Source organism: Pseudomonas sp. AC255, from assembly GCF_979258175.1.
Genome location: NZ_OZ409841.1, coordinates 3,197,016 through 3,223,623 on the forward strand (window position 1 = coordinate 3,197,016; position 26,608 = coordinate 3,223,623).

Annotated in this window: 25 protein-coding genes and 1 pseudogene; 21 read left to right on the top strand and 5 right to left on the bottom strand. The window is 59.9% G+C overall.

Annotated features, from left to right (window positions below; all coding sequences use genetic code 11):
• The first annotated feature begins 56 nt into the window (after nt 1–56).
• Entirely contained in the window at nt 57–944 is an 888-nt protein-coding gene (locus tag ACZZ0K_RS14495; protein ID WP_258707858.1) for an alpha/beta fold hydrolase, read from the top strand.
• On the opposite strand, the gene ACZZ0K_RS14500 is transcribed toward ACZZ0K_RS14495, so the two are convergent.
• Entirely contained in the window at nt 913–1,896 is a 984-nt protein-coding gene (locus ACZZ0K_RS14500) for a GlxA family transcriptional regulator (RefSeq protein ID WP_258707857.1), read from the bottom strand. The two genes, ACZZ0K_RS14495 and ACZZ0K_RS14500, sit on opposite strands and share 32 nt — an antisense overlap.
• Nucleotides 1,897–1,985: 89 nt before the next feature.
• Here ACZZ0K_RS14500 and inhA point away from each other — a divergent pair, with 89 nt between their 5' ends.
• From inhA to ACZZ0K_RS14520, 4 genes are all read left to right on the top strand, one after another.
• Nucleotides 1,986–2,672 (top strand): isonitrile hydratase, encoded by a 687-nt coding sequence (gene inhA / locus ACZZ0K_RS14505; RefSeq protein ID WP_258707856.1) that lies wholly within the window; start codon nt 1,986–1,988, stop codon nt 2,670–2,672.
• Between the two features lie 209 nt (nt 2,673–2,881).
• Nucleotides 2,882–3,673: a CPBP family intramembrane glutamic endopeptidase gene (locus ACZZ0K_RS14510; RefSeq protein ID WP_258707855.1), complete on the top strand. Its 792-nt coding sequence runs from the start codon at nt 2,882–2,884 to the stop codon at nt 3,671–3,673.
• A 101-nt stretch (nt 3,674–3,774) separates the two neighbouring features.
• Nucleotides 3,775–5,340, top strand: coding sequence for a methyl-accepting chemotaxis protein (locus ACZZ0K_RS14515; protein WP_056784262.1), 1,566 nt, complete (start codon nt 3,775–3,777; stop codon nt 5,338–5,340).
• A 328-nt stretch (nt 5,341–5,668) separates the two neighbouring features.
• On the top strand, nt 5,669–6,139 hold the full coding sequence (locus tag ACZZ0K_RS14520; protein WP_258707854.1) for a hypothetical protein: 471 nt from the start codon (nt 5,669–5,671) through the stop codon (nt 6,137–6,139).
• Between the two features lie 172 nt (nt 6,140–6,311).
• Here the strand turns inward: ACZZ0K_RS14520 and ACZZ0K_RS14525 are convergent, their stop codons facing one another.
• Nucleotides 6,312–6,662: a DUF6124 family protein gene (locus ACZZ0K_RS14525; protein ID WP_463559156.1), complete on the bottom strand. Its 351-nt coding sequence runs from the start codon at nt 6,660–6,662 to the stop codon at nt 6,312–6,314.
• 1,823 nt (nt 6,663–8,485) lie between these two features.
• Nucleotides 8,486–9,166: an alpha/beta family hydrolase gene (locus ACZZ0K_RS14530; RefSeq protein WP_258707853.1), complete on the bottom strand. Its 681-nt coding sequence runs from the start codon at nt 9,164–9,166 to the stop codon at nt 8,486–8,488.
• Nucleotides 9,167–9,258: 92 nt separating this feature from the next.
• On the opposite strand from ACZZ0K_RS14530, the gene ccoN (ACZZ0K_RS14535) reads away from it, so the two are divergent.
• The 10 genes from ccoN (ACZZ0K_RS14535) to ACZZ0K_RS14580 all read left to right on the top strand — a co-directional run bounded on the left by ccoN (ACZZ0K_RS14535) (nt 9,259) and on the right by ACZZ0K_RS14580 (nt 17,356).
• Nucleotides 9,259–10,683 carry a cytochrome-c oxidase, cbb3-type subunit I gene (ccoN, locus tag ACZZ0K_RS14535; protein ID WP_024012337.1) on the top strand — a complete coding sequence of 475 codons (1,425 nt, stop codon included), beginning with the start codon at nt 9,259–9,261 and terminating at the stop codon, nt 10,681–10,683.
• Nucleotides 10,684–10,693: 10 nt separating this feature from the next.
• On the top strand, nt 10,694–11,302 hold the full coding sequence (gene ccoO / locus ACZZ0K_RS14540; RefSeq protein WP_003223389.1) for a cytochrome-c oxidase, cbb3-type subunit II: 609 nt from the start codon (nt 10,694–10,696) through the stop codon (nt 11,300–11,302).
• Between the two features lie 3 nt (nt 11,303–11,305).
• Complete coding sequence (locus tag ACZZ0K_RS14545; protein ID WP_016773878.1) at nt 11,306–11,503, top strand: cbb3-type cytochrome oxidase subunit 3; 198 nt, start codon at nt 11,306–11,308, stop codon at nt 11,501–11,503.
• Nucleotides 11,500–12,456, top strand: a complete 957-nt coding sequence (gene ccoP / locus ACZZ0K_RS14550; protein WP_056784245.1) for a cytochrome-c oxidase, cbb3-type subunit III — start codon at nt 11,500–11,502, stop codon at nt 12,454–12,456. Before ACZZ0K_RS14545 ends, ccoP (ACZZ0K_RS14550) begins: the two co-directional genes overlap by 4 nt.
• Before the next feature lie 478 nt (nt 12,457–12,934).
• The gene (ccoN, locus tag ACZZ0K_RS14555; protein ID WP_024012334.1) at nt 12,935–14,377 is read left to right on the top strand and encodes a cytochrome-c oxidase, cbb3-type subunit I; all 1,443 of its coding nucleotides are present in this window, start codon (nt 12,935–12,937) and stop codon (nt 14,375–14,377) included.
• Nucleotides 14,377–14,985, top strand: a complete 609-nt coding sequence (gene ccoO / locus ACZZ0K_RS14560; protein WP_007917161.1) for a cytochrome-c oxidase, cbb3-type subunit II — start codon at nt 14,377–14,379, stop codon at nt 14,983–14,985. Before ccoN (ACZZ0K_RS14555) ends, ccoO (ACZZ0K_RS14560) begins: the two co-directional genes overlap by 1 nt.
• Before the next feature lie 5 nt (nt 14,986–14,990).
• Nucleotides 14,991–15,176, top strand: coding sequence for a CcoQ/FixQ family Cbb3-type cytochrome c oxidase assembly chaperone (locus tag ACZZ0K_RS14565; RefSeq protein WP_016775513.1), 186 nt, complete (start codon nt 14,991–14,993; stop codon nt 15,174–15,176).
• Nucleotides 15,173–16,156: a cytochrome-c oxidase, cbb3-type subunit III gene (gene ccoP / locus ACZZ0K_RS14570; protein WP_463559157.1), complete on the top strand. Its 984-nt coding sequence runs from the start codon at nt 15,173–15,175 to the stop codon at nt 16,154–16,156. Before ACZZ0K_RS14565 ends, ccoP (ACZZ0K_RS14570) begins: the two co-directional genes overlap by 4 nt.
• 526 nt (nt 16,157–16,682) lie before the next feature.
• Nucleotides 16,683–16,937, top strand: a complete 255-nt coding sequence (locus ACZZ0K_RS14575) for a type II toxin-antitoxin system Phd/YefM family antitoxin (RefSeq protein WP_041479165.1) — start codon at nt 16,683–16,685, stop codon at nt 16,935–16,937.
• Nucleotides 16,937–17,356, top strand: coding sequence for a type II toxin-antitoxin system VapC family toxin (locus ACZZ0K_RS14580; RefSeq protein ID WP_252883472.1), 420 nt, complete (start codon nt 16,937–16,939; stop codon nt 17,354–17,356). The genes ACZZ0K_RS14575 and ACZZ0K_RS14580 overlap by 1 nt, the downstream gene beginning before the upstream one ends.
• A gap of 38 nt (nt 17,357–17,394) precedes the next feature.
• Here the strand turns inward: ACZZ0K_RS14580 and ACZZ0K_RS14585 are convergent.
• Nucleotides 17,395–18,398: pseudogene (locus ACZZ0K_RS14585) on the bottom strand (metallophosphoesterase family protein).
• Nucleotides 18,399–18,881: 483 nt separating this feature from the next.
• Between ACZZ0K_RS14585 and ccoG the strand changes: the two are divergent.
• From ccoG to hemN, 6 genes are all read left to right on the top strand, one after another.
• Entirely contained in the window at nt 18,882–20,297 is a 1,416-nt protein-coding gene (gene ccoG, locus ACZZ0K_RS14590; protein ID WP_073474016.1) for a cytochrome c oxidase accessory protein CcoG, read from the top strand.
• 13 nt (nt 20,298–20,310) lie between these two features.
• Nucleotides 20,311–20,850, top strand: a complete 540-nt coding sequence (locus tag ACZZ0K_RS14595) for a FixH family protein (protein ID WP_258707852.1) — start codon at nt 20,311–20,313, stop codon at nt 20,848–20,850.
• 213 nt (nt 20,851–21,063) lie between these two features.
• Nucleotides 21,064–23,514 carry a heavy metal translocating P-type ATPase gene (locus ACZZ0K_RS14600; protein ID WP_258707851.1) on the top strand — a complete coding sequence of 817 codons (2,451 nt, stop codon included), beginning with the start codon at nt 21,064–21,066 and terminating at the stop codon, nt 23,512–23,514.
• Between the two features lie 23 nt (nt 23,515–23,537).
• Nucleotides 23,538–23,750 carry a cbb3-type cytochrome oxidase assembly protein CcoS gene (gene ccoS / locus ACZZ0K_RS14605; protein ID WP_039763029.1) on the top strand — a complete coding sequence of 71 codons (213 nt, stop codon included), beginning with the start codon at nt 23,538–23,540 and terminating at the stop codon, nt 23,748–23,750.
• Complete coding sequence (locus tag ACZZ0K_RS14610; protein ID WP_252883470.1) at nt 23,743–24,426, top strand: sulfite exporter TauE/SafE family protein; 684 nt, start codon at nt 23,743–23,745, stop codon at nt 24,424–24,426. The genes ccoS and ACZZ0K_RS14610 overlap by 8 nt, the downstream gene beginning before the upstream one ends.
• A gap of 169 nt (nt 24,427–24,595) precedes the next feature.
• On the top strand, nt 24,596–25,978 hold the full coding sequence (gene hemN / locus ACZZ0K_RS14615) for an oxygen-independent coproporphyrinogen III oxidase (RefSeq protein WP_252887620.1): 1,383 nt from the start codon (nt 24,596–24,598) through the stop codon (nt 25,976–25,978).
• On the opposite strand, the gene ACZZ0K_RS14620 is transcribed toward hemN, so the two are convergent.
• Nucleotides 25,975–26,457, bottom strand: coding sequence for a hypothetical protein (locus ACZZ0K_RS14620; RefSeq protein WP_150741395.1), 483 nt, complete (start codon nt 26,455–26,457; stop codon nt 25,975–25,977). The two genes, hemN and ACZZ0K_RS14620, sit on opposite strands and share 4 nt — an antisense overlap.
• Nucleotides 26,458–26,608: the final 151 nt, after the last annotated feature.

Here is a 26,608-nt window from a genome sequence, read left to right on the forward strand (position 1 = left end):
GCATTCCGTTCGCAGATCCAGAGTGTCTGAATACGATTCAAACGGAGTGGTTCGTCATGATCGAGAGCGTTCTTACCCCAACCCTGACCATTGCCTACGAACAGCACGGTCCGAACAACGGCGCCCCGGTAATTCTGCTCCACGGCTTCCCCTATTCCCCGCGCACCTTCGACGAAGTCGCCCCGGCGCTGGCCGCGCGAGGCTACCGCGTCATCGTGCCGTACTTGCGCGGTTACGGGCCGACCCGGTTCAACAGTGCGCAAACCCTGCGCTCCGGCCAGCAAGCTGCGATGGCGCAGGACCTGCTCGATCTGATGGATGCGCTGGGCATCGAACAGGCCACGCTTTGCGGTTATGACTGGGGCGGTCGGGCAGCGTGTATTGTCGCGGCGTTGTTTCCGGCGCGGGTGCGCGGACTGGTCAGCGGCGACGGCTACCTCGTGCAGGACATCGCCCATGCGAACCAGCCGTTGGACCCGGAAGACGAGCATCGGCTCTGGTATCAGTACTACTTCCACACGCCGCGTGGCGTCGAAGGACTTAAGCAGAATCGCCGGGCGTTGTGTCAGTTGCTTTGGCGGCTGTGGTCGCCGACATGGGCGAGAAAGGACGAACGCTACCCGCTGACCGCTGGCGCTTTTGATAATCCTGACTTTGTCGACGTGGTGATTCATTCCTATCGGCATCGCTTCGGCTACGCCCCGGGCGATCCAGCCCTGGAGTGGATGGAAGAAGCGCTGGCCACAAAGCCGGTGATCAGCGTGCCGAGTATTTCGCTGTGCGGTGGCGATGATGGCGTCGGCCCGCCTTCGCTGATTGATGAAGATGCCGAACATTTCAGCGGCTTCTATGAGCGGCGCGTGCTGGCGGGTGTCGGCCACAACATTCCCGAAGAAGCGCCGCATGAAACCCTCAAGGCAATACTGGATCTGCTGCAACGCTGACCGAAAACCGCTCCCGATAAGCCTGCGGCGTCACGCCAATCGCTCGCAAAAAACTGCGCCGCAGCGTCTCTTCGCTGCCAAACCCGCAATTGGCGGCGATGCGTTTCACCGGCAAACCGGTATCGCTGAGCAGTCGGCGGGCGGTTTCGACGCGGATCAATTCGATCGCCCGCGCCGGGGTCTGGCCGGTGTCGGCGCGGTAGTGGCGGATAAAGCTGCGTTCGCTCATGCCGGCCTGTTCGGCGAGGGTCGGGATGCCGAGGTCGCAGGTCAGGTTCTCGGCGATCCAGGCGTGCAGTTCATCGAAGCGGTTGCCCTGTTGTTGCAGCGACAGCGTCACGCTGAACTGCGACTGCCCGCCCGGGCGTTTCAGGAAGACGACCAAGTGCCGGGCGACGTCGAGGGCGATGTCGCGGCCGAGGTCTTCTTCAACCATGGCCAGCGCCAGATCGATACCTGCCGTGACCCCGGCGGACGTCCACACCGGGCCGTCGTTGATGAAAATCGGATTGGCTTCCACGTGCAGATTCGGATGCTTCGCGGCCAGTTGCTCGCAGCGCGTCCAGTGGGTGACCACGCGGCGACCATCGAGCCAGCCGCTGGCCGCGAGCAGAAAGGCCCCGGTGCACACCGAAGCCACGCGCCGGCAGCCGCGCGCATGTTCGCGTACCCAGTCGACCAGTTGCAGATCTTCCGATGCCGCATAAGTGCCCCAGCCACCGGCGATGATCAATGTGTCGCTGGGCATTTGCGGCAACGGTTCTGCGAGCACCGCCAACCCCGCCGATGACAGCACCGCCCCGCCACCGCTGGCGATCACGCTCGGCGCATACGGCACCGACATGCCGCGCTGGCGGGCCAGATCGTTGGCCGAGGCGAACACCTGCAATGGCCCGGTAACATCGAGAATCTGCATGTTGGCGAACGCGAGGACGTGAATGGATTTGGGCATTTGGCGTAATTCGTGGGGTGATTGGCGTATGCGCCAGAACCTACGCGCCTACAGTGCAGTCGTCCACTTCTTTCAACGGAGCAAGAACGATGACGCTGCAGATCGGTTTTCTGTTATTCCCGCAGGTTCAGCAACTCGACCTGACCGGCCCTTACGACGTACTCGCCTCGTTGCCCGGCGTGCAGGTGCACCTGATCTGGAAGGACCTGATGCCGGTGACGTCCAGCACCGGCCTGCTGCTGAAACCGACTACAACTTTCGAGGATTGCCCGGATCTGGACGTAATCTGCGTGCCCGGCGGTGGCGGCGTCGGGCCGTTGATGGAAGATCAGCAGACGTTGGACTTCATCAAACGCCAGGCCGCCCAGGCACGTTACGTGACCTCGGTGTGCACCGGCTCGCTGGTGCTCGGCGCTGCTGGGCTACTGAAGGGCAAGCGCGCGACTACGCACTGGGCCTATCACGAGTTGCTGCCGACCCTGGGCGCGGTTGCGGTGAAGGATCGGGTGGTGCGCGACGGCAATCTGTTTACCGGTGGCGGAATCACCGCCGGGATCGATTTCGCCTTGGTGCTGGCGGCGGAACTGGTCGATGCCGACACGGCGCAACTGGTGCAGTTGCAACTGGAATATGCCCCGGCGCCGCCGTTCAATGCCGGCAGCCCGGACGTGGCACCGAGTGCGGTGGTCGATGAAGCGCGGTTGCGCGCGGTGCCGTCGTTGAAGCTGCGCACCGAGATTACCGAACGCGCCGCGGCCAAACTGGGCCTGCGCTGATCTCCAGCCGAATGCAAAACCTGTGGGAGCGAGCCTGCTCGCGAAAGCGGAGTGTCAGTCGCCAGTGACGTCAACTGGAAGACCGCTTTCGCGAGCAGGCTCGCTCCCACATTTGATTTGTGTCTGGCATGACTGCCACACCTTCACTTGTCCCACCTCCCTCGCCCGTGTAGAAAGCCCCTTCCAGAAATCTCGCACAAGGACTTTCGATGAAGGCGCTGCCCTGGCTCTACCTCGCGTTGCTCGGCCTCGGTTACGGATTGGCCCTGAGCTACGGCCAGCTCGGTTGGCTCGCATTGATCTCCGTGGGGCTTTTGCTGTTCGCCGCATTCGCCGTGCGCCAGCAACAAGTGCCGGTCGCGCGTTGGCTCGGCCATGGCCTGTTCATCGTTCTGGCCGTGGCACTGGCGCTGCACTGGCTGCCGGGCTTCGCCAACGGCCGCGTGATCAATCCGCAACGTTTCACTGACAACGCGGTGCCGTTCGCGATGTACTTCAATCTCGACAAACCGCTGGTGGGCTTCTGGTTGCTGCTGGTTTGTCCGTGGATCGTCGCGCGGCGATCGTTGCGCCTGACGGTCTATGCCACCGCCCTCGCCCTGACGCTGTGCGCGATTCTCGCCCTCGGCGGCGCGCTTTTACTTGGCGTGATCGCCTGGGCACCGAAATGGCCGGATCAGGCCTGGCTGTGGGTGCTGAACAATCTGCTGCTGGTGACGCTGGTCGAGGAAGCGCTGTTTCGCGGCTATATACAGGGCGGGCTGAGCCGTCGCCTCAAGCACCTGCCCTACGGCGACAACCTCGCACTGCTGTCGGCATCGCTATTGTTCGGTCTGGTGCATGTCGGCGCTGGCTGGACCTGGGTGTTGCTGGCGGGACTGGCCGGGGTCGGCTATGGTCTGGCCTACCGTTTCGGCGGACTGGGCGCGGCGATCGCCACCCATTTCGGCCTGAATCTTTTGCACTTCGGCCTGTTCACCTATCCGATGCTGGCCAGTTGACGCAAGCGCGGTTCTGCGACGCCGTACTTAAATCTGAAAAAAACTTCAATAAAAACCTGTCAGCGCCGACAACCTTTCAAAGCCTTGCGGATTGAAAAACCATGCGTAACAACCAGCCCATTACACAACGCGAGCGGACCTTTCCAGCTCAGCAACGGTTGATTTCCACCACCGATGCCAAGGGCGTGATCACCTACTGCAACGACGACTTTGTCGAGATCAGCGGGTTTTCGCGGGAGGAACTGATCCGGGCGCCGCACAATCTGGTCCGTCACCCTGACGTGCCGTCGGCGGTGTTCTCGCACATGTGGGGCACACTGAAACAAGGCTTGCCATGGATGGGCATCGTCAAGAATCGCTGCAAATCCGGTGACCACTATTGGGTTAACGCCTATGTCACACCGGTGTTCGATGGCAGCCAGGTGATCGGTTACGAGTCCGTGCGCGTCAAGCCCACCGCCGAACAGATCCGCCGCGCCGAAGCGCTCTACCAACGCATCAACCAGGGCAAGTCGGCGATTCCTTCGACGGACAAATGGCTGCCGCTCCTGCAGGACTGGCTGCCGTTCATTCTGGTCAGCCAGCTGAGCTTCATGATTGGCGCGACGCTGAACTCGCAGTGGGGCTTCGCCCTCGCCGCCGGTTTGTCGGTGCCGCTGGGCCTGATGGGCCTGCAATGGCAGCAACGCGGGCTCAAGCGCCTGCTGCGCTTGGCCGAACAGACCACATCCGACCCGCTGATCGCGCAGATGTACACCGATAGCCGTGGCGCCCAGGCGCGCCTGGAAATGTCGATCCTCAGCCAGGAAGCGCGCCTGAAAACCTGCCTGACCCGCCTGCAGGACACCGCCGAGCACTTGACCGAACAGGCCAAGCAGTCCGACGCCCTGGCGCACAACAGCTCCACCGGCCTGGAACGCCAGCGCGTGGAAACCGAACAGGTCGCCACCGCCGTCAACCAGATGGCCGCCACCACCCAGGAAGTCGCCAGCCACGTACAGCGCACCGCTGACGCCACCCAGGAAGCCAACCGCCTGACCGGCCGTGGCCGCGACATTGCCGGGGAAACCCGCGAAGCGATTCAGCGCCTGTCGGTAGTCGTCGGCGAAACTGGCCTGACCGTGACGCAACTGGCCAAGGACAGCGACGAAATCGGTGGCGTGGTCGACGTGATCAAAGGCATCGCCGACCAGACCAACCTGCTCGCCCTCAACGCTGCGATTGAAGCGGCGCGTGCCGGTGAAATGGGCCGTGGTTTTGCGGTCGTGGCTGACGAAGTCCGCCAACTGGCGCAACGCACCAGCGAATCCACCGGGCAGATCCATGCCCTGATCGCCAAGTTGCAACAGACTGCCTCCAGCGCCGTGCAAACCATGGAAGCCGGGCATCGCCAGGCCGAAGAAGGCGTGGCCCGGGTTCTGGAAGCGGATCAGGCACTGGTCGGCATCAGCGAAGCAGTGGCCAATATCACCGACATGACCACCCAGATCGCCGCCGCGACCGAAGAGCAAAGTGCCGTGGCTGAAGAGATCAGCCGCAACATCAGCAATATTTCGGAACTGGCCGATCAAACCTCGGAACAAGCGCACAACTCGGCGTTGCTCAGTGAAGAACTGACGAAGACCGCCAACACGCAGTATTCGTTGGTGGCGCGGTTTAACCGCTGATTGGAAGGCTGGAATGAAAAAACCCGGATGGCGTGAGCTTTCCGGGTTTTTTGTTGTGTCAATGAACTACTCAATAGGATTTGAGTAGGTTGAGACTGCGCTTGAGTAGTTCAGTCTTGCATTGCGCCGCCTGCCAAACCGAGACATCTAATATTGAACTTCATCAGAAAGTTTTGCGCTGCACATTCGGAAATCCTGGCGAAAATCCACAGAATACAGCGTATGTCTACTGTCAGGTCTTACAGTAGACATTCAAGTTTCAGGGGCATATCTATAAATCGTTGAACAGATGGTTTTCATTATCACGATATGACCAAGGAGCTAAAAAATGAGCAAACATAGCATCCTCATCCCAAAACCAGGTGCCATTGCAAAACAGTCTAATGTTTTCACTTGGCAATTCGGCACCAACCCTGAAACAACGGCCACTATAATTTCTTTTGAGCTACGTCATTTTATTCCGACGGGCGAAAAGAGCTGGTCAATCTCAGGATCTACAGGAACGCTGGAGGAGAAGAACATCTTTCTCTACTCTTTCTCGATCCCCTATACCAGTGACGCCCCGTTCCATAAAACCTGTACGCTAGAAGACGGGCTGACATTCCAGCACGGCCACTCGTCACCTGGACCCTCTGGGTTTTATGGATTTACTTATGTTGATGCTGATGAAGCCACGGTCACTATCGACATCCATCCCACTAAGGGGATTGCTAAAGGTACATTTGAAGCAAAGTTCAAAAGCCATGGATACCGAACGCAGCCTATAGGTACTTTCAACTTGCTTAGGGATGATTTGTGATTTTTCGCGACAACGTTTCGATCAGATTGCATCCCCGCCCTTTCAGCCGTATGGCGCTTCGCGAGCAGGCTCACTCCAACATTGGATCTGCGCTGATCACAGACTAGGTGCCAGACACCAATCCCCTGTGGGAGCGAGCCTGCTCGCGAAGAGGCCATAACAGCCAGCGAAATTATTGAGGCAACTTCAGCTTATCCAGCAGTCGATTGACCAACAGTTCGTTGAGCATGATTACCTGTTGCAGCGCCAGCAGTGGTTTGCGTTCCGGGCCGCCTATCGAGTTGGCGATGTTACCGGCCATGGCATGCGCGTATGAAAGCGACTCGCAGGCCTCGATCAACAGGGTTTCGTCATCCAGCGTGGGGTCCACGACATAGATCGGGCGATATTTTGGAGAGCTTGGTGGAGCGGCCAGATCTTCGGGTTTGAGGTAGTAATCGAGGGCGCGGTCGGTGGCTTCCTGGATTTTTTGCGGATCGAGAGCGCGGTCTTGGGGGGGCGGGTTTGGGGTGACTTTGAACATGGGCGTACTCCGGTTTCGAATATTGGGAGCCAACACCCTCGCTACCAAACGAAAGGTGGTGGTCATACGCAGGTTGGTAGACCGGTCGAAACAGGAAACCCGGCGCTCACAAAGGAGCCCCACGCATGCCCACCATAAAAGCCGAGCCCCGAAACGGGACTGCATACGGTGACGCTATACAACGGTTTCGACGCGGGCTACCAAACCCCATCACTGTTTTTCAGTGACAGACAAACGATATAGCCCGCCGCCTAGACGCGTAAGCCGGCGGATTCTGGCGTAGGCGTAGGCAATGGCGCAAGGAGTTGTAGCCGGGATGGCGTAACGGGTCGTGTAGTTTAAACACTGGTATTTGATGATGTTTAAGTTCAGAGATTGCCTCTGACAGGCAGGAGGTTTGATGTCGTCTGGAAGGGAGCTTTCGCGAGCAGGCTCGCTCCCACATTTGGATCGGGTACATCAGTGAGGGATTGGTCGGCTTGGAGGCTGCCATCGCTGGCAAGCCAGCTCCCACAGGGATTTGGTCCAAACGGTAGAGATTGGTCGACTGGGAGACCGCCATCGCGAGCTGGCTCACTTCTACAAGGAGCGCGGTGTACATCAGGAAGAATCAGGTCGGCTGTCAGGCCGCCTTCGCGAGCAGGCTCGCTCCCACATTTGGATCGGGTATATCAGTGGGGGATTGGTCGGCTTGGAGGCTGCCATCGCTGGCAAGCCAGCTCCCACAGGGATTTGGTCCAAACGGTAGAGATTGGTCGACTGGGAGACCGCCATCGCGAGCAGGCTCGCTCCCACATTTGGATCGGGTACATCAGTGAGGTATTGGTCGGCTTGGAGGCCGCCATCGCTGGCAAGCCAGCTCCCACAGGGATTTGGTCCAAACGGTAGAGATTGGTCGACTGGGAGACCGCCATCGCGAGCAGGCTCACTTCTACAAGGAGCGCGGTGTACATCAGGAAGAATCAGGTCGGCTGTCAGGCCGCCTTCGCGAGCAGGCTCGCTCCCACATTTGGATCGGGTACATCAGTGAGGGATTGGTTGGCTTGGAGGCTGCCATCGCTGGCAAGCCAGCTCCCACAGGGATTTGGTCCAAACGGTAGAGATTGGTCGACTGGGAGACCGCCATCGCGAGCAGGCTCGCTCCCATATTTGGATCGGGTACATCAGTGGGGGATTGGTCGGCTTGGAGGCCGCCATCGCTGGCAAGCCAGCTCCCACAGGGATTTGGTCCAAACGGTAGAGATTGGTCGACTGGGAGACCGCCATCGCGAGCAGGCTCACTCCTACAAGGAGCGCGGTGTACATCAGGAAGAATCAGGTCGGCTGTCAGACCGCCTTCGCGAGCAGGCTCGCTCCCACAGAAAAGCAAGGCAGCGCGGCTGCCCGCGGCGAAGCCGCCCCACTCAACAATGAGCGCAAGCTCGAGTGCTCTTGATCTTGATCCACCGGCGACGTCGGAAGGCTGAGTGGAGGGATTGATCCGGGCGTGGGAGCGCAGCGACCGTCTGGCGCAGCCAGACACAGCGGAAGGAGGTGCAGCGAAGCAAACCGGAGCCGCTGCGCCCGGATCAGTCCCGGAGCGAAGGGACCCGAGCCTGCGAGGGCCGAACGCAGGAGCTAGCGTTTTTTGCTTACTTTTTTAGGCGCTTGTAAAAAGTAAGTCGCCGTCAGGCGAAACCGCCAGCCGCAGCTCCCGAAGCAACGGATATGCCCCCAAAAGCAAGATCAAAAGCTAGCCCCCTCACCCCAACCCTCTCCCCCAAGGGGGCGAGGGGAAAGGGAGCAGGTCTTCATGCAACGCAAAATCCCGGCCCGGCTCAAAATCAGTCACCGAGAAATTCAGCCACCTTCTGCGCAGCACCCGCCAAATGATCGGAATGCGTAAACCCAGAAACCTTCAACGGCTTCAAATCATGATCCCCCGCCACCAACCAAAACACCTCAATCCCCGGCGCTAACGAATACCCCTCAACCGCCTCGCGATTCCCCAGTGCATCCCGCTCCCCCTGCACAATCAACGCCCGCGTGCGCAACGAAGCCAAATGCTCAACCCGAGGCTTCTCCGGCTTCCCCACCGCATAAAACGGATATCCCAGACACACCAACGCATCCACCCCCAACTCATCCGCCACCAGACTCGCCATCCGCCCACCCATGGACTTGCCGCCAATCGCCAACGGCCCAGCGACATGACGCCGCACAAGCGCAAACACCTCCCGCCAGCAATCCAACAGTTTCGGCGCAGGATTCGGCGGCCGCTTAACCCCATCCACCCGCCGCTGCGCCATATACGGAAACTCAAAGCGCAACACGTTGACCCCAAGCCCGGCAAGGCGCCCAGCCATGTCGTTCATCCAGTCGCTATCCATCGGCGCCCCCGCCCCGTGCGCCAGAATCAGCGTTGCCGAAGCCTCACCAACAGCGGCATCCCAAAGCCACCCATGATCGAGCACACACTGCGCCCATTGATCCCCGTCAATACTGGCCTTGTGCTGTTTGTCCATGCTTGCCTCGCTTTTAGTCTGCCTATAACTCCAGGCGAAGGATTCGCGTCGTTTGCGCGCGCTCACTTCGGCTGAACCGTGGATGGGGAACCATGAACACTTCTATCAGTACCGCCTACAACTACAAGGTGGTCCGCCAATTCGCCATTATGACGGTGGTGTGGGGCATCGTCGGCATGGGCCTCGGGGTTTTTCTCGCGGCGCAATTGGTCTGGCCGGAACTCAACTTCAATTTGCCCTGGACCAGTTTCGGCCGTCTGCGCCCGCTGCACACCAACGCGGTGATCTTCGCCTTCGGTGGCTGCGCGCTGTTCGCCAGCTCTTTCTATTCGGTGCAACGCACCTGCCAGACGCAATTGTTCGCGCCGCAAATCGCCGCGTTCTGCTTCTGGGGCTGGCAACTGGTGATCCTGCTGGCGGCGATCAGCCTGCCGCTGGGTTACACCAGCTCCAAGGAATACGCCGAACTGGAATGGCCGATCGACATCCTGATCACCATCGTCTGGGTCGCCTACGCGATCGTGTTCTTCGGCACGATCATGCAGCGCAAGACCAAGCACATCTATGTGGGCAACTGGTTCTTCGGCGCGTTCATCATCACCGTGGCGATCCTGCACATCGTCAACAACCTTGAGTTGCCGGTGAGTTTCACCAAGTCCTACTCGGTGTACGCAGGTGCAACCGACGCCATGGTGCAGTGGTGGTACGGCCACAACGCTGTGGGCTTTTTCCTCACCGCCGGTTTCCTCGGCATGATGTATTACTTCGTGCCGAAACAGGCCGAGCGTCCGGTGTACTCGTATCGCCTGTCGATCGTGCACTTCTGGGCCTTGATCACCCTGTACATCTGGGCCGGCCCGCACCACTTGCACTACACCGCGCTGCCGGACTGGGCACAGTCACTGGGCATGGTGATGTCGCTGATCCTGCTGGCACCGAGCTGGGGCGGCATGATCAACGGCATGATGACCCTCTCCGGCGCCTGGCATAAGTTGCGCAGCGACCCGATCCTGCGCTTCCTCGTGGTGTCGCTGGCGTTCTACGGCATGTCGACCTTCGAAGGGCCGATGATGGCCATCAAGACTGTCAACGCCCTCTCCCACTACACCGACTGGACCATCGGCCACGTTCACGCCGGCGCCCTCGGCTGGGTAGCGATGATCTCGATCGGCGCGCTGTACCACATGATCCCGAAAATCTTCGGCAAGGCGCAGATGCACAGCGTCGGTTTGATCAATGCGCACTTCTGGCTGGCGACCATTGGCACCGTGCTCTACATCGCCTCGATGTGGGTCAACGGCATCGCCCAGGGCCTGATGTGGCGCGCAGTCAACGAGGACGGCACGCTGACGTATTCCTTCGTCGAAACCTTGGTGGCCAGCCATCCGGGCTTTGTCGTGCGACTGATCGGCGGGGCGATTTTCCTCAGCGGCATGTTGCTGATGGCTTACAACACCTGGCGCACCGTGCGGGCCTCGCAGCCTGCCGACGTCGTCGCTGCCGCGCAGATGGCCTGAGGAGTCCGCCATGAAACACGAAACGATTGAAAAGAACGTCGGCCTGCTGATGCTGCTGATGGTGTTCGCCGTGAGCATCGGCGGCCTGACCCAGATCGTCCCGCTGTTCTTCCAGGACGTCACCAACAAACCGGTGGAGGGCATGAAGCCATACACCGCGCTGCAACTGGAAGGTCGCGATATCTACATCCGCGAAGGCTGCGTCGGTTGCCACTCGCAGATGATCCGTCCGTTCCGCGCCGAAACCGAACGCTACGGGCACTACTCGGTTGCGGGCGAAAGCGTTTGGGATCACCCGTTCCTGTGGGGCTCGAAACGTACCGGTCCGGACCTCGCCCGGGTCGGCGCGCGTTACTCGGATGACTGGCACCGCGCGCACTTGTACAACCCGCGTAACGTCGTGCCGGAGTCGAAGATGCCAGCCTACCCGTGGCTGGTCACGCAAGCGGTCGACAGCAGCCACACCGAAACCAAGCTGAAAACCATGCGTACCCTCGGCGTGCCGTATACCGATGACGACATCAGCGGCGCGGTCGCCAGCCTCAAGGGCAAGACTGAAATGGACGCCCTCGTTTCCTACCTGCAAGTGCTCGGCACTGCAATCAAGAGCAAGAGGTGAGTCATGGTCATTGAAATGAGTGCAGGCCTGATTCGCGGTCTCGGCACGGTCGTGGTGTTCGTCGCGTTCGTCGGCCTGACCTTGTGGGTGTTCAACCGCAAGCGCACCCCGGAATTCGCCGAAGCACGCCTGCTGCCGTTCGCCGACGAACCACTACCCGAAACAATTTCAGCCCCTGAAACAAGGAGTACCCGGCCATGACCACCTTCTGGAGTACGTGGATCTGCGTACTGACCATTGGCAGCCTGATCGGCCTGACCTGGCTGCTGATCGGCACCCGCCGGGGCGAGACCAAGGGCAGCGTCGACCAGACAATGGGCCACAGCTTCGACGGCATCGAGGAGTACGACAACCCGCTGCCGCAGTGGTGGTTCATGCTGTTCGCCGGCACGTTGGTGTTCTCGGTGGGTTATCTGATTCTCTATCCGGGCCTGGGCAACTGGAAAGGCATCCTGCCCGGCTATGAGGATGGCTGGACCGGCGTGCACGAATGGGAAAAGGAAATGAACAAGGCGGACGCCCGGTTCGGGCCGATCTTCGCCAAATTCGCGGCGATGCCGCTGGAAGAAGTGGCCAAGGATCCGCAGGCGCTGAAAATGGGTGGTCGTCTGTTCGCCTCCAATTGCTCGGTGTGCCACGGCTCGGATGCCAAGGGCGCGTTCGGCTTCCCTAACCTCGCCGACAGCGACTGGCGCTGGGGCGGCGATGCCGAGACGATCAAGACCACCATCATGGGCGGCCGCATGGCGGCCATGCCGGCCTGGGGCGAAGTGCTCGGTGAGGCCGGGGTGAAAAACGTTGCCGCCTACGTGCGCCACGAACTCGCCGGCCTGCCGCTACCCGCCGACAGCAAGGCAGACCTGCAAGCCGGACAGCAGGCGTTCAGCACCACGTGCGTGGCTTGCCACGGCGCAACTGGCCAAGGCACCCCTGCCATGGGCGCACCGAATCTTACCCACCCGGCCGGCTTCATTTATGGCACCAGCCTGACCCAACTGGAGCAGACCATTCGCCATGGTCGTCAGGGGCATATGCCAGCGCAGAACGAATTGCTGGGCAACGATAAAGTGCAATTGCTAGCCGCTTATGTGTACAGCCTGAGCCACGGATTGAACACAGAAAAACTGATAACTGAAGACACCAAGAAACAGTAATTGCGCACACCACTGCCGCAGCTTTCTCGCTGCGGCAGTTTCCCGCCCCTTTGCGACGCATTGTCGCACCCCTTGGATCCCCTCCTTTCGGAACCCCGGATTCGGGTCTACGCTTCATCGAAGCGGACCGGCTGAAGTCGGTTTCCAGATCAATCCCGAACGATGCGCGCCGTGATCCGGTTGATGGATTCGCCGCAAACGCAGGTAGATAACGGCTGTTGCGCCGATTGCCCGCAATTTCCCGATCACGACCTGTGAACGGGCACCGTTGACGGCGATCCGGATTGCGAGCTTTTTACGCGCACTGCGACATTTTGTCAGAGGCCATTTTTGACCCTACGCGGCGCATGGAAAGGCCGCAGAATCAGCGTTGGAAAGCATTGACCCAGGTCATGGCGCGTTGCAATGACCCCCTGCTTTATACATACTTGCGGCCGATTTTATCCCTATAAAAATACCCAAACCGTGGAACCTTAGAATGAGCACAGCAATCAGTCCGACTGCTTATAACTATAAGGTAGTCCGCCAGTTCGCCATCATGACGGTGGTCTGGGGGATCCTTGGCATGGGGCTCGGTGTCTTCATCGCCTCGCAACTGGTCTGGCCGGAACTGAACTTCGGTCTGCCGTGGACGAGCTTTGGACGCTTGCGCCCGTTGCACACAAACCTGGTGATTTTCGCCTTCGGCGGTTGTGCACTGTTTGCCACTTCCTACTATGTCGTGCAGCGAACCTGCCAGACGCGACTGATTTCCGACAGCCTCGCGGCCTTTACCTTCTGGGGCTGGCAAGCGGTCATCGTCGGCGCAATCATTACCTTGCCGCTGGGTTACACCACCACCAAGGAATACGCCGAGCTGGAATGGCCGATCGCGATTCTGCTGGCGATTGTCTGGGTCACTTACGGTCTGGTGTTCTTCGGCACCATCACCAAGCGCAAAACCAAGCACATCTATGTGGGCAACTGGTTCTACGGCGCGTTCATCGTGGTCACCGCGATGCTGCACATCGTCAACCACATGTCGCTGCCGGTCAGCCTGTTCAAGTCGTACTCGGCCTACTCCGGCGCCACTGACGCGATGATCCAGTGGTGGTACGGCCACAACGCGGTGGGTTTCTTCCTGACCACCGGTTTCCTCGGGATGATGTACTACTTCGTGCCGAAACAGGCCGAACGCCCGATCTACTCCTATCGTCTGTCGATCGTGCACTTCTGGGCGCTGATCACCCTGTATATCTGGGCCGGCCCGCATCACCTGCACTACACCGCCCTGCCGGACTGGGCGCAATCGCTGGGCATGGCGATGTCGATCATCCTCCTGGCGCCAAGCTGGGGCGGCATGATCAACGGCATGATGACCCTGTCGGGCGCCTGGCATAAATTGCGCACCGACCCGATCCTGCGCTTCCTCGTGGTATCGCTGGCGTTCTACGGCATGTCGACCTTCGAAGGGCCGATGATGGCGATCAAGACCGTCAACTCGCTCTCGCACTACACCGACTGGACCATCGGCCACGTCCACGCTGGCGCCCTCGGTTGGGTAGCGATGATCTCGATCGGCGCGATCTACCACATGATCCCGAAACTGTTCGGCCGCGCGCAGATGCACAGCACCGGGCTGATCAACGCGCACTTCTGGCTCGCCACCATCGGCACCGTGCTCTACATCGCTTCGATGTGGGTCAACGGCATCACCCAGGGCCTGATGTGGCGTGCAATCAACGATGACGGCACCCTCACCTACTCGTTCGTCGAAGCGCTGCAGGCCAGCCACCCGGGCTTCATCGTCCGCGCGCTGGGCGGTGCTTTCTTTGCCAGCGGCATGCTGCTGATGGCTTACAACGTGTACCGCACCGTTCGTGCGTCGGATCCGGTTGAAGCCGAAGCCGCCGCCAAGATTGCCGTCGTTGGAGCTCACTGATGAAGCATGAAGCTGTCGAGAAGAATATTGGCCTGCTGGCCTTCTTCATGGTCATCGCCGTCAGCGTCGGTGGCCTGACCCAAATCGTTCCGCTGTTCTTCCAGGACGTCACCAACAAGCCGGTCGAGGGCATGAAGCCACGTTCGGCGCTGGAACTGGAAGGCCGCGACGTCTACATCGCCAACGGTTGTGTCGGCTGCCACTCGCAGATGATCCGCCCGTTCCGCGCTGAAACCGAACGCTATGGCCACTATTCGGTCGCCGGTGAAAGCGTCTGGGACCACCCGTTCCTGTGGGGTTCCAAACGTACCGGTCCGGACCTGGCCCGTGTGGGCGGTCGTTACTCCGATGACTGGCAGCGTGCGCACTTGTACAACCCGCGCAATGTGGTCCCCGAGTCGAAAATGCCGGCTTACCCGTTCCTCGTGGAAAACAAGCTCGACGGCAAGGAAACCGCGAAAAAAATGGAAGTCTTGCGCACCCTCGGCGTGCCGTACACCGACGAAGACATCGCCGGTGCACAGGATGCCGTGAAGGGCAAAACCGAAATGGACGCGCTGGTGGCCTATCTGCAAGGCCTGGGCACCATCATCAAAAGCAAACGGTGAATCTGATGGATATCGGGATGATTCGAGGCCTGGGCACCGTTGTCGTGATGGTGGCCTTCATCGGTCTGGCCTTGTGGGTGTTCAGCCCCAAGCGCAAGTCGGAGTTTGACGACGCGACCATGCTGCCTTTTGCGGATGATCCCGAAGCCATCAAGCACGTCGAGCAAGCTTCTAGGAGTAACAAAGAATGACTACATTCTGGAGTCTGTACGTCACAGTCCTCAGTCTCGGTACGATCTTCGCCCTGACCTGGCTGCTGCTGTCGACCCGCAAGGGCCAGCGCAGCGAACAGACGGACGAGACGGTCGGCCACTCCTTCGACGGGATCGAGGAGTACGACAACCCGCTGCCGAAATGGTGGTTCATGCTGTTCGTCGGCACCATCATTTTTGCCCTGGATTATCTGGTGCTGTACCCGGGTCTGGGCAACTGGAAAGGTCTGCTGCCGGGCTACAACTATCTGGATACCGAGAAACAGACCGCGTTCGCCAACGGCCAGACTGGCTGGACCGGCGTCCACGAGTGGGAAAAGGAAATGGCCCGCTCGGACGCGCGCTTCGGTCCGATCTTCGCCAAGTTCGCGGCGATGCCGATCGAAGAAGTTGCCAAGGATCCGCAAGCACTGAAAATGGGCGGCCGTCTATTCGCGTCCAACTGCTCGGTGTGCCACGGTTCCGACGCCAAGGGCGCCTATGGCTTCCCCAACCTGACCGACGCCGACTGGCGCTGGGGCGGTGAGCCGGAAACCATCAAGACCACCATCATGGGCGGCCGCCACGCGGTGATGCCGGCGTGGGCGGAAGTGATCGGTGAGCAAGGCGTGGCCGATGTGGCTGCTTACGTGGTGACCAATCTCGACGGCCGTAAATTGCCGGAAGGCACCAAGGCCGACCCGGCCAACGGCCAGAAACTCTTCGCCGCCAACTGCGTGGCTTGCCACGGCCCTGCCGGCAAAGGCACGCCGGCCATGGGTGCGCCTGACCTGACCCATCCGGGCGCATTCATCTACGGCTCGAGCTTCGCGCAACTGCAGCAGACCATCCGTTACGGTCGTCAGGGCCAGATGCCTGCGCAGGAACAACTGCAGGGCAATGACAAGGTGCACCTGCTGGCGGCGTATGTTTACAGTTTGTCCCATGGTGAAAAAACACCGGAGGCGAAGGCTGAGTAAGGCCAACGCTTGAAGCAAAAAAGGCCCCGCCAATGAGAATTGGCGGGGCCTTTTTTCATGCTGGCATTCATGATTCGAAACGCTTGCTCAATGGACCTGAGCTGCGATGCACGGTAGGTTTTTTCGCCCCGATAAGCCATATCGGGACTACTTCAAGGATGAAGCCCCAATGTCGAAAGATCACCAAAGCACACTGCAAAATCAGCCTCAACCCGGCTCTACCCATAGGGCAGGGTTCGAACGAACATCTGTGAAACCGTTACTCGAGGTATCGCAGCAAACCATGAACAGCCCCGGCCACGGTGGCGGACTCGACGGCCTCGGCGGCGGTAGATTGCTCTGACAAGGGCAGCAAAAACACCGAATTTACGCCCTGTATCCAGTGCCTCACGCCTTGGCGGGAGGCGCCTTCGCCGGTGCCCTTATGAAATTGACAAACCGATCGTCCCCGACCCGCCTTTCCGATTGCGGTGAAAATCTCAAAATAGTAACGTTCCTACATCAGAATTTCTGGAGGCCAAACATGATGGCCATCACCACCATTTCCAGCCGCGAGTTCAATCAGGACACCAGTGCAGCCAAAAAAGCCACGCGTCAAGGTCCAGTAATCATTACTGACCGAGGCAGGCCTGCCCACGTATTGCTCAGCATCGAGGAGTACCAGAAACTGACCGGTTGCGAGACCAGTATCGTTGAGCTGCTGGCGATGCCGAATGCGCTTGAAATCGAATTCGAACCCGAGCGCGCTGTCATCAATCCTCGCAGCGTGGACCTTTCCTGATGTTTCTACTGGATACCAATGTAGTTTCCGAGTTGCGGAAAAACCAAGCCGACAAGCATGTGGTGAAATGGGCAAACAGCGTTTCCCCAGCCAGCCTGTATCTATCCGCAATCACTGTGCTGGAACTGGAAACGGGCGTCCTGCGTATCGAACGTCGTGACCCTTCACAAGGCCAGCTGCTGCGCAACTGGCTGGAACATCACGTCAAACCGGCGTTCTCTGGAAGAATCCTGCCTGTCGATACCAGCGTCGCCACCCGGTGCGCACGATTGCATGTTCCCGACCGCAGCAGTGAATGCGACGCCTTGATCGCCGCCACCGCGCTTGTGCACGGGCTTACGCTGGTAACTCGCAACATTGCGGACTTTCAACTCAGCGGCGTCAATCTGATCAACCCATGGATCGCTGCCAATAACTGACTGCTGAACACCCCGCCCTATCACCGGCGGGGCTTTTTTCATGGGCGTTGGGCAAAGATTGAATGCACAACCGTGGTATCGATCAGCGTCCGCTCACGCCACTGGTTGTTCTTCACCAGATAGATCTGCAAATGCTTGCGATCCTCGGTGAAATTCGCAGTCAGGTAGGTTTGCTGAGAGGTGCTTCCGCTGAGATACATGGGGACGCTGCCCTCCCAGTAGGAACTTCCTCCTCGGTATGCAGGTGGCCGGCGAAAATGGCCGTCACCTGGTACTTGTTGACCATGTCATGGAAACGCTTCTTCTGCTCGGGGCTGCCCTGGTGCCGCAAGGGTTTGTGCATATTGATAATGATGGCGTAGCCCGACGCTCGCGCCAGTCGCAGATCGGTCTCGAGCCAGTCCAGTGCGTCGTTGATTTCGAACGTTGTCGGGTTCAACGGATGAGCAATCCGGGTGGTGTAGGTCGGCTCGTTATTAAGCTGAACCATATGCACTTCGCCGATATTTTTAGAATAGGCGAGGCTACCGGAATACGTCCTGCTCAGAAAACCGTCAGTGATTTTCAGATCAAAGTTATCGACTTTACCTTCATGATGTTCTTTGAACTCGACAATACTTCCTGCAGCACAGTTATTGGTAAAGCAATCATCAACATTGTTTTCATAGTCGTGATTGCCCAAGCCGTAAAGATATTCACCCTTGAAGTGCCTGTTCAGCGAATCCTTCATGAACGAGCGCTGCCAGCCATGACCAAAAGCGGTTATATCGCCATTGATCATCAACGGAACCTGCGCTTGAGAGCCGTGTTGAATTCTGAATTCGGCAATGCTCGCAAGTTGGGTTTCAATCAGCCATTTCGAGCGCGCCGTGAATTCTGAATCCGATTCGGGCTCGCGGATATCGGTTTTGTCTGTCCATGGATATTGAGTATCCGAAGTAAAGACCATATGTTTCGGCATGCCAGTTGTAGCCTGAGCGGTAATAGCCGAAGCTACCAGACAAGCACCCATAAAGATGCTCATGAATTTATTCAAAGCCATGCTTGAAATTCCATTTCAATTAATTTTCGATACGCAAAAGAAGTTTCGCGCGAACAGAACTTATTCGAATACATCGAAAACTTCAAAGCCTTCACCAACAACAATCGAGTGAATATATTTCAGACCCGCCAAATTACAACATACCAATTAATAGAAACCCGTAGCGTCCGGCCTGACTTGTCGCCTGAATGAAAACAATCACGGGTGTTATTCAACTTGCGAAATCAACGGCAGTGGCGTGAACAAACAATTGAAAGGATGAACTAGCCACTTCGGCAAAAGCGTCCATACTCAACAAGTCAATTGATCTGCGTCAGGCTTTTGCGCAATCGCTACACCATCCGCATTTTTTACCCAACGCGACCAAAGGTCGCACCCTTGAGCCAGAGCGGCAGGCGTATCATCGCGCTACTGCAACAGCCTTTTTGACCTCGGTTGGCACGTATCGACCGAGGCATTTTTCCACTGCCGTGGGATGCAATGATGAGCAATCAGATTCCGGTACACGACGTCACGCCACCGAGCAAGAACGCGAACAACAGCGTCGATCTTTATGCCTCACGAGAAAAAATCTATACCCGGGCTTTCACCGGCCTGTTCCGCAATCTGCGGATGCTCGGCGGTGCGGCGTTGTTTCTGCTGTATTTCGGCACGGTGTGGCTGAACTGGGGCGGTCATCAGGCGGTGTGGTGGAACCTGCCGGAGCGCAAGTTCTTCATCTTCGGCGCGACTTTCTGGCCACAGGATTTCATCCTGCTCTCGGGCCTGTTGATCATTGCCGCGTTCGGCCTGTTCTTCATCACTGTCTATGCCGGGCGCGTCTGGTGCGGTTATACCTGCCCGCAGAGCGTGTGGACGTGGATTTTCATGTGGTGCGAAAAGGTCACCGAAGGCGACCGCAACCAGCGCATCAAGCTCGACAAGGCGCCGATGAGCGCCAACAAATTCCTGCGCAAACTGGCCAAACATTCGCTGTGGCTGTTGATCGGTTTTGTCACCGGCATGACCTTTGTCGGCTACTTCTCGCCGATCCGCGAACTGGTCATCGAATTTTTCACCGGTCAGGCCGATGGCTGGTCGTATTTCTGGGTCGGTTTTTTCACCCTCGCCACGTACGGCAATGCCGGTTGGTTGCGTGAGCAGGTGTGCATCTACATGTGCCCGTATGCGCGCTTCCAGAGCGTGATGTTCGACAAGGACACGCTGATCGTTTCCTACGACCCGCGCCGTGGCGAAAGCCGTGGGCCGCGCAAGAAAGGCATCGACTACAAAGCCCTGGGGTTGGGCGATTGCATCGACTGCACGATGTGCGTGCAGGTCTGCCCGACCGGCATCGACATCCGCGATGGCCTGCAGATCGAATGCATCGGCTGCGCTGCGTGCATCGACGCTTGCGACAGCATCATGGACAAGATGGATTACCCGCGCGGCCTGATCAGTTACACCACCGAACACAACCTCTCCGGGCAGAAAACCCATAAACTGCGACCGCGCCTGATCGGCTACGCCGTGGTGCTGCTGGCGATGATCAGCCTGTTGGTCGCTGCGTTCTTCATGCGTTCGCTGGTCGGCTTCGACGTCAGCAAGGACCGCGTGCTGTACCGCGAAAACGCCGAAGGCCGGATCGAGAACGTCTACAGCCTGAAGATCATGAACAAGGATCAGCGCGACCACACTTACCTGCTGCAAGCCGAGGGTCTGCCGGACCTGCGCCTGCAAGGCAAGCGCGAGATCAAGGTTGCCGCCGGGGATATCGTCAGCATGCCGGTCGAGTTGTCGAGCGCACCGGAACAACTGCCATCGAGCACCAACGAGGTGAAATTCATCCTCAAGGACGCCGATGACGACAGCGTCCACGTTGAAGCCAAGAGCCGATTCATCGGCCCACAAATCCGTTGAGAGAATTTTGAACATGCCCGCTGCAAACGCCGCAAGTCCCTGGTACAAGCACCTCTGGCCGTGGATCATCATCGCAATTCTGGCTTGCTCGGTGGCCTTGACCCTGTCGATGGTGACCATCGCGGTGAACAACCCGGACAATCTGGTCAACGACAACTATTACGAAGCAGGCAAAGGCATCAACCGTTCACTGGATCGCGAGCTGCTGGCGCAAACCCTGAAGCTGCGTGCAGCGGTGCATCTGGATGATGTGACCGGGGAAGTCGACTTGCGCTTGAACGGTGTCAGCCAGCCGCAAACGCTGGAGCTGAACCTGATCTCGCCGACCCAGCCGGAGAAGGATCGCAAGATCGTTCTGACCCGCAGTGGCAGCGAGAGCGGGCGCTACATCGGCCAGTTGAGCGACAAGGTCGAAGGGCGGCGCTTTGTCGAGTTGCTCGGCAGCCAGGACGAGCACGTGTGGCGCATGTTTGAAGAAGAACTGGTCAGTCATGACAAGGAACTGCTGCTGGGTGATGAGCCATTGCAGGGTGCCGAAGACCTGAAGAAGTGAATCAAAATCAAGAGCCCCTCACCCTAGCCCTCTCCCGGAGGGCGAGGGGACTGATCTCGGTTGCTTGGAAGCGGGGCGTATGACAGTGACAATGTCAGCGACTGAAGCCGCTCTTCAGGCTTACACCGATCGGCTCCCTCTCCCTCCGGGAGAGGGCTGGGGTGAGGGCAAGCGAACACCCCCAATGCAAGGGCTCATACCCTCATCAATGCCATGACCACCCCAGTTCCCTGCTACCACTGCGCCCTGCCCGTCCCGTCCGGCAGCCGCTTCACCGCCGTCGTCCTCGGGCAGGCCCGCGAGTTCTGCTGCCCGGGCTGTCAGGCGGTAGCCGAAGCCATCGTCGCCGGTGGTCTGGAAAGCTATTACCAGCATCGCAGCGAAGCGTCGGCCAATCCCGAAGCGCTGCCGGTGCAACTGACTGATGAACTGGCGCTGTACGACCGCGCCGACGTGCAGCAGCCCTTCGTGCGCCACGAAGGCGATCTGGCTGAAACCACGCTGTTGATGGAAGGCATCAGTTGCGCCGCCTGCGGCTGGCTGATCGAGAAACACCTGCGCACCCTGCCCGCCGTCGCCGAAGCGCGGTTGAACCTGTCCAACCATCGCCTGCACGTGCGTTGGGCCGACGCACAATTGCCGCTGAGCCAGATCCTCGCCGAGCTGCGCCACATCGGTTACGCCGCCCACCCGTACCAGGCCGACCGCGCCAGCGAACAGCTGGCCAGCGAGAATCGCCTGGCCCTGCGCCAGCTCGGCGTCGCCGGGTTACTGTGGTTTCAGGCGATGATGGCAACCATGGCCACCTGGCCGGAATTCAACATCGACCTCAGTCCCGAGCTGCACACGATCCTGCGCTGGGTCGCGCTGTTTCTGACCACACCCATCGTGTTCTACAGCTGCGCGCCGTTCTTCAAAGGCGCGATGCGCGATTTGCGCACCCGCCACCTGACCATGGACGTTTCTGTTTCACTGGCGATCGGCAGCGCTTACATCGCCGGGATCTGGACATCGATCACCGGGGTCGGCGAGCTGTACTTCGATGCGGTCGGCATGTTCGCGCTGTTTCTGCTCGCCGGACGCTATCTGGAACGCCGCGCCCGCGAACGCACCGCTGCTGCCACCGCGCAACTGGTCAACCTGTTGCCCGCCTCGTGCCTGCGCCTGGATAGCGATGGCCAGAGCGAACGCATCCTGCTCAGCGAGTTGCGCGTGGGCGAGCGGATTCTGGTGCAGCCGGGCTCGATTCTGCCGGCTGACGGCAAGATCATCGACGGTCAGTCGAGCATCGACGAATCGCTGCTGACTGGCGAATACCTGCCACAGCCACGCACGCTCGGCGATGCAGTAACTGCGGGCACGCTCAATGTCGAAGGCGCATTGACCGTCGAAGTGCAGGCGCTGGGACAGGACACGCGTCTCTCCGCGATCGTGCGCCTGCTCGACCGCGCTCAGGCGGAGAAACCGCGTCTGGCAGAAATCGCCGACCGCGCCGCGCAATGGTTCCTGCTGCTGTCGCTGATTGCCGCAGCAGTGATCGGCGTGCTGTGGTGGCAACTGGACTCAGCGCGGGCGTTCTGGATCGTCCTCGCCATGCTGGTGGCGACCTGCCCGTGCGCGCTGTCACTGGCGACGCCGACCGCCCTCACCGCCGCCACCGGCACCCTGCACAAACTCGGCCTGCTGCTGACCCGCGGCCATGTGCTGGAAGGCTTGAACCAGATCGACACGGTGATTTTCGACAAGACCGGCACGCTCACTGAAGGTCGCTTGGTACTGCGCTCGATTCGCCCGCTCGGCGCGCTCGACAGCGAACAATGCCTGAGCCTTGCCGCTGCGCTGGAAAACCGCTCGGAACACCCGATCGCCCGCGCTTTCGGTCGCGCGCCGCTGGCCGCCGAGGACGTGCACAGCACACCAGGCCTGGGCTTGGAAGGCGTGGTCGGTGAGCAACGCTTGCGCATCGGTCAGGCCGAATTTGCCTGCGCCCTGAGCGGCGCGGCGCTGCCGTCAATGCCTGATGAAGCCGGACAATGGTTGCTGCTCGCCGACACTCAGGGGCCGCTGGCATGGTTCGTCCTCGACGATCGCCTGCGTGACGACGCCCCCGCCCTGCTCGCGGCCTGCAAAGCGCGGGGCTGGCGCACCTTGCTGTTGTCCGGCGACAGTTCGCCGATGGTCGCCAGTGTCGCCGCCGAACTGGGCATCGACGAGGCCCGTGGCGGCTTGCGCCCGGATGACAAACTGCAAGTGCTGCAACAACTGCACAAGGAAGGGCGCAAGGTGCTGATGCTCGGCGACGGCGTCAACGACGTGCCGGTGCTGGCTGCGGCCGATATCAGCGTGGCCATGGGCTCGGCCACCGATCTGGCGAAAACCAGCGCCGATGCAGTGTTGCTGTCCAATCGCCTTGACGCTCTGGTGCAAGCCTTCACGCTGGCGCGACGCACGCGCCGGGTAATCATCGAAAACCTGCTGTGGGCGGCGCTGTACAATGGCCTCATGTTGCCGTTCGCCGCCCTCGGCTGGATCACTCCGGTGTGGGCGGCGGTCGGCATGTCGATCAGTTCGCTGACCGTGGTGCTCAACGCCCTGCGCCTGACTCGTCTGCCGAGCGCACCGGCCGCCAGCACCGCAACAGCAACCCGCCCGCTGCCGGCCTGAGCCGCGCGGGCCTGGAGTTACCGATGCCAGCTCTCTATGTGATGATTCCCGCTGCCTTGCTCATCGTCGCCATCGCCGTGTACATCTTCTTCTGGGCGGTGGACAGCGGTCAGTACGACGACCTCGACGGCCCGGCACACAGCATTCTTTTTGACGATCAGGACCCCAACCACACCGCCGCGGTGGACGAAGCCAACGCTGGCAAACCGGACGACAAGGCGCCACCCCATGCTTGAACTGGCGCCCCTGCTGGTCTCGGCGCTGATCCTCGGCCTGCTCGGTGGCGGCCACTGTCTGGGCATGTGCGGCGGCCTGATGGGCGCGCTGACCCTGGCGATTCCCAAGGAGCAGCGCAGCCGGCGCTTTCGCCTGTTACTGGCGTACAACCTCGGGCGGATTCTCAGTTATGCCACGGCGGGGTTGCTCATCGGTCTGGCCGGCTGGGCAGTCGCCAACAGCCCGGCGGCGCTGTTCATGCGCGTGCTGGCCGGGTTGCTGCTGATCGCCATGGGTTTGCACCTGGCCGGCTGGTGGAGCGGGCTCACCCGTATCGAAGCGCTCGGGCGTGGCTTGTGGCGTTTTATTCAACCAGTGGCGAATCGCTTGCTGCCGGTTTCCAGCCTGCCGCGTGCCTTGCTGCTCGGTGCGCTGTGGGGGTGGCTGCCGTGCGGGCTGGTTTACAGCACCTTGCTGTGGAGCGCGAGTCAGGGCAATGCGCTGGACAGTGCGTTGCTGATGCTCGCTTTCGGCCTCGGCACCTGGCCGGTGCTGCTGGCCACCGGGCTGGCGGCTGAGCGGGTCACCGCGATCCTGCGCAAACGCAGCGTGCGCATGTCCGGCGGTTTGTTGGTGATTCTGTTCGGCTTATGGACCCTCCCCGGCCCGCATCAGCATTGGCTCATGGGCCATTAGAAGCAAAAGATCGCAGCCTCCGGCAGCTCCTACAGGAGGTCGCATTCCAACGTAGGAGCTGCCGAAGGCTGCGATCTTTTGACCTTGTGCTGTTGATGCAAATCAACAGCCCCATCGCCGCCCCCCGATAGACTCGCCACACTGCCAGCCTATCCGGGGGAATGCCCGCATGCTCGACGCCATTCGTTGGGACTCTGATCTGATCCGCCGCTACGATCTGGCGGGGCCACGCTACACCTCGTACCCGACTGCCGTGCAATTTCACGGTCAGGTCGGCACTTTCGACCTGTTCCACGCCCTGCGCGACAGCCGCAAGGCGCAGCGGCCGTTGTCGCTGTACGTGCATGTGCCGTTCTGCGCGAACATTTGCTACTACTGCGCCTGCAATAAGGTCATCACCAAGGATCGCGGTCGCGCGCAGCCGTATCTGCAACGGCTCGAGCAGGAAATCCAGTTGATTGCCTGCCACCTCGACCCGGCGCAAACCGTCGAGCAGCTGCATTTCGGTGGCGGCACGCCGACTTTTCTCAGCCACGACGAATTGCGCCAGCTGATGGCGCACCTGCGCAAGCATTTCAATTTGCTCAACGATGACTCGGGCGATTACGGCATTGAAATCGACCCGCGCGAAGCCGACTGGTCGACCATGGGCCTGTTGCGTGAATTGGGTTTCAACCGGGTCAGCATTGGCCTGCAGGATCTTGACCCGGCGGTGCAGCGCGCGGTCAATCGCCTGCAAAGCCTGGAAGAAACCCGCGCGGTGATCGATGCGGCGCGAACCCTGCAATTTCGCTCGATCAACATCGATCTGATTTATGGCCTGCCCAAGCAGACGCCCGACAATTTCGCCCGCACCGTCGAGGAAGTAATCAGCCTGCAACCGGATCGCCTCTCGGTATTCAACTACGCGCACCTGCCGGAACGCTTCATGCCGCAACGGCGAATCAACAGCAGCGAACTGCCGAGCCCGGCGCACAAGCTGGAAATGCTCCAGCGCACCATCGAGCAACTGACCGCTGCCGGCTACCGCTACATCGGCATGGACCACTTCGCCCTGCCCGATGACGAACTGGCGATTGCCCAGGAAGAGCACACCCTGCAACGCAACTTCCAGGGTTACACCACCCACGGCCATTGCGACCTGATTGGCTTGGGCGTGTCGGCGATCAGCCAGATCGGCGATCTGTACTGCCAGAACAGCAGCGACCTCACTGCCTATCAGAACAGCCTGGCCAGCGCGCAGCTGGCGACCAGTCGCGGTCTGGTGTGCAACGCCGACGACCGCTTGCGCCGCGCAGTGATTCAGCAGCTGATCTGCAATTTCAAACTCGAGTTCGCCGAGATCGAGCAGCAGTTCAACATCGATTTTCAAGGCTACTTCGGCGCGCTCTGGCCGCAGTTGCAAGGTATGGCCGAGGATGGCCTGATCAGGCTTGAGCGCGAGCGCATCGAGGTGTTGCCAGCGGGCCGATTGCTGGTGCGCTCGGTGTGCATGGTCTTCGATGCGTACCTGGAGCAGCAGAACCGCCAGCGTTTCTCGCGGGTGATTTAAGGCTTGGTCAGCAACGAGCCGACTTTGAGGTTCTGATCAGGATTGAGCGCCGACTGGTTCATGACTTTCGACAGGGCGAGGTTGGCGGTGATCAGGCCACTGTTGAGGGCGGCGATGGCGCCCCGCAGTGCGGCGAGCTTGTTGATCTTTTCCTCGGTGGAGAGGGTTCTGTCTGACATGACCGCCGCCATGCGGGCTTTTTTCTCGATGATTTCTTTTTGGATCTTGCGAATCATCTTCAGCAACTGTTGGATGTTCTCCGGTAAGCCACTGTTGTCGATGTCGCTGTTCTCGCCGCCGACAGCGGCGGATTTGGCGATGGCCGCGCCGGAGAGCGACACTTTGACGCCCTCGACCAAGGTCGGGGTTGCCGTGTGCGACAAGTCTTCATCGCGATCGATTGCAGCGTCGGTGCTGGTCATCTCCGGCGAAGCGGCAACGCCGCTGCTGCCGGGGCTTAGCGTACCAATGGCGGTCATCGGGGCCTTCCTTGGTTGAGTGCTGATAGCGGGTTATCGGCCGCCGGTGCTGCGGCTTTATGTCTGTAGGACAACGCCGCCACGTGCTGGCCTGAATGTCCTCCCGTGGGTTACCCTTACGGCTTATGTGTGTTTTCCCACAAGGATTGAA